Raw genomic sequence first — 3434 nt, forward strand, 5'->3', positions numbered from 1 at the left:
TCCCCATCCCGTCGCCCGGCTCCCCGTTCCGCGCATCGGGCGAGGCGCTGGCGCTGGGACTGGGCGCCRGCGTCGTGGTGGCGGAGGCCATCCCGGCGATACCAAGGCCCGCGCCGATGGCGAGGACACCGGCCGAAATGCCCAGCGTGATGCTCTTCGTGCGTGTCATGTGCGCTCTCCTGGATCTGCCGTCCAGCGACGGCTCCGTTGCCTACGTCCTACTCACAAGGTACTTCCAGTCTGGGCCACGAGGTTCTGTGGGAGCTGTTGGGAACCTTTTATGTTCCTGTGAATGTTGGTGCGCATTTCCCGCACCGGCCCCTTGCACAGGGCCGCCGGGTGGCTAGGCTCAGGTCATGCTGATCGTCACATCCAACGAGATCCCCGGCCACCGGATCGACGCCGTCTTCGGCGAAGTTATGGGCCTGACCGTCCGGTCGCGGGACGTCGGCGCTCAGGTGGTCGCGGGCCTCCGGTCCCTGGCCGGCGGTGAATTGCGCGAGCTGACGCAGGTGCTCTACGAGAGCCGGCAGGAGGTCATGGCCCGAATGACCGCCGAGGCCGCCCAGCGGGGCGCCAATGCCATTGTGGCCATGCGGTTCGATACCGCGCATATGGCCAACAACTGGACGGAGATCTGCGCCTACGGGACGGCGGTCTTCGCGATTCCGCTGCGCGAGGGCGAGCCCGGCGCCACGGGCCAGTCCATCCAGCTCAGCAGCTGACGATTTCCGKGGCGTATCCCGTCGCCACAAAGTTGCACGGAGTGCAAACATGCACATAGTGTAAGCGCATGCCTACTCCTCCCCTCGCGGGCCCGCCGGGCACAGCCGCACCGCCGTCGCGCCGTGAACTGAACAAGACCGCCACCCGGCAGGCCATCACGGACGCCGCGCACGGCCTGCTCCGCGACAAAGGTCCCGGCAATTTTACGGTGGAGGACATCGCCGAGACCGCCGGGATCTCCCGTCGGACGTTCTTCAACTACTTCAGCAGCACCGAGGGTGCCATCGCCTCGGTCACGCAGGGGTTCCTGGACACCGCGCTGCAGCAGTTCCGGCTCCGCCCCTCCACCGAGCCCATCCTGGAATCGGCCCGGGCGGCCCTGGTTGCCCTGGCCGACCCCATGACCGTGGCCCCGCTGGCCGAGCTCTACAGCCTCAGCCAGTCCAACCCGCAGCTGAACCGGTCCGAGCTCGAAGCGTGGGACCACTGCGCGGCCGAGATCATCGACGCCGCCAGGGAACGCTTCACCCCGGGCACCGGCGTCGAGGTCGACGAACTGTACCTGCGCGCACTGGCCGGCTCCGTCATCTACTGCGGCAAGGCCGCCATGGACGTCTGGTTCGACCGCTGCGGGGGCTCCCTGTCCGCGGAGTCGCTGTCCACGCTTCGCCAGCTCCTTATCGACTCCATGAGCCTGCTGGGCTCCGGATTCGCCATCCCGGCGGCCCCCGCGGCCTCCAGCCCCGCCCCTTCCCAAGATCGGTCCTGACATGGCTCTGTTGCTCTACCGCCTCGGCAAGTTCTCCTACCGCCACCGCTGGCTGGTCATCTCCCTCTGGCTCGCCGTTATGGTGGCCGTCGGCGGAGCCGCGGCGGCCTTCCACGGCACCCTGTCCAACAACTTCCAGATCCCGGGCACCGAGACCCAGCAGATGGCGGACAAGCTCAAGAAGGAACTCCCGTCCTCCTCCGGCGGATCCGCGAGCATCGTCTTCGAAGCCAATGACGCGCAGTTCTCCCAGGCCGGCAAGGAGGCCGTCTCGGCGGCCCTGGCCAAGCTGAAGACCCTCCCCGACGTGCAGGGCACCGTGGACCCCTTCACTACCCAGGCCCAGCTGGACAAGGCTTCCACCGACCTCACCGCGGGCCAGCAGAAAGCCGCTGCCGGCAAGACCCAGCTGGACAAGGCCGCCGCCGAGCTCGCCGCCGGCAAGGCCCAGCTGGCCGACGCCGAGAAGCAGATGGCCGCCGCGGGCCTGCCGCCCGCTGCCATCGAGGCCCAACTCGGGCAGCAGAAGGCAGCCCTCGCCGCTGGCCAGGCAAAGCTCGACGCCGGGAAGAAGGAACTAGCGTCCGGTGACGCCAAACTGGCCCTGGGCAAACGCCAGCTGGACGCCTCCAAGGGCCTGCGGTTTGTCTCCGAGGACGGCAAGGCCGCGATCGCGCAGGTCCAGTTCAAGACCTCGATCAACGGGCTCAAGCCGGAGGTGCGCCAGAACGTCCAAGACATCGTCAAGGAAGTATCCGCCGCCAACGTGACCGCGCTGCCCAGCAAGGAAATCAGCGAGGACATCTCCGAGATCTTCGGCACCGCGGAGATCATCGGCATCGCCGTGGCGGCCCTGGTCCTGATCGTGATGCTCGGCACCCTGATCGCCGCAGGCCTGCCCCTGCTGATGGCGATCGTCGGTGTAGCCGTCGGCGTCGGCGGCACATTCGCGCTCAGCGGCGCCTTCGACATGAGCTCGATCTCCCCCATGCTGGCCCTGATGCTCGGCCTCGCAGTGGGCATCGACTACTCCCTCTTCATCGTCAACCGGCACCGCGGCCAGCTGCTCGCCGGCATGGACACCGAGGAATCCGTGGCCCTGGCCACCGGCACCTCCGGAAACGCCGTGCTCTTCGCCGGCCTCACGGTGATCATCGCCCTCTCCGCCCTGGTGGTGCCGGGGCTGCCGTTCCTGGCCGTGATGGGCCTGTCCGCCGCCGCCACGGTGGCTGTCGCCGTCGTCGTTGCCCTGACCCTGACGCCGGCCGTCCTGTCGCTGGTGGGCCGCCGGCTGGTTTCCAAGCGCGCCTGGGCGAAGGCTGACCGGCACAACGCCGCGCCGGGCCACGACACCGAGGACCGGGCCCGGGACGAATACCGCAGCAGCCACGGCTGGGGCGGCGTGGTCACGCGGCACCCGTGGTTGTCGCTGCTGGCCGGGGTGCTGCTGCTGGGAGTGGTGGCGCTGCCCGCGAGCCAGCTGCGCCTGGCCCTTCCCGACGCCAGCTCCGAGCCGGTGGCCTCGCAGGCGTTCAAGGCCTATGACGTCACCAAGCGCAGCTTCGGCGAGGGCATGACCGGCCCGATCATCGTGGTGGGCGACTTCCCCGCAGGGCTGACCGCCGCCGAAGCACAAAGCAAACAGCTCGACGTCGCGGACATCCTGCGCGCCACGGACAACGTGGCGGCCGCCATCCCGCTGGCCCTCAGCGAGGACCGCCGGACCGCGGTGTTCCAGGTCCTGCCCACCGAAGGCCCGGCCAGCGCCAGCACCGTGAAGGTGGTCTCCGAGCTGCGCGCCGAGAAGGGCCAGATCAAGGACAGCACCGGCGTCAGCATCGGCCTGACCGGCCAGACCGCCGGCAACGTGGATGTCTCCACCAAACTCGGTGACGCGCTCCCGCCGTACCTGGCGATCGTCGTCGGGCTGTCCCTGATC

3 protein-coding genes are annotated in these 3434 nt (G+C 68.9%); all 3 read left to right on the forward strand.

Annotated elements, in window-relative coordinates:
- The first annotated feature begins 356 nt into the window (after window positions 1-356).
- Window positions 357-725, forward strand: a complete 369-nt coding sequence (locus tag AC1DHD_RS15085; RefSeq protein ID WP_476880492.1) for a YbjQ family protein — start codon at window positions 357-359, stop codon at window positions 723-725.
- Between the two features lie 68 nt (window positions 726-793).
- Entirely contained in the window at window positions 794-1495 is a 702-nt protein-coding gene (locus AC1DHD_RS15090; RefSeq protein WP_476880493.1) for a TetR/AcrR family transcriptional regulator, read from the forward strand.
- Window position 1496: 1 nt separating this feature from the next.
- The coding region (locus tag AC1DHD_RS15095) for an MMPL family transporter (protein WP_476880494.1) at window positions 1497-3434 on the forward strand (1938 nt) is incomplete at its 3' end.

It is taken from the genome of Arthrobacter sp. 05L45_2 (assembly GCF_056397525.1).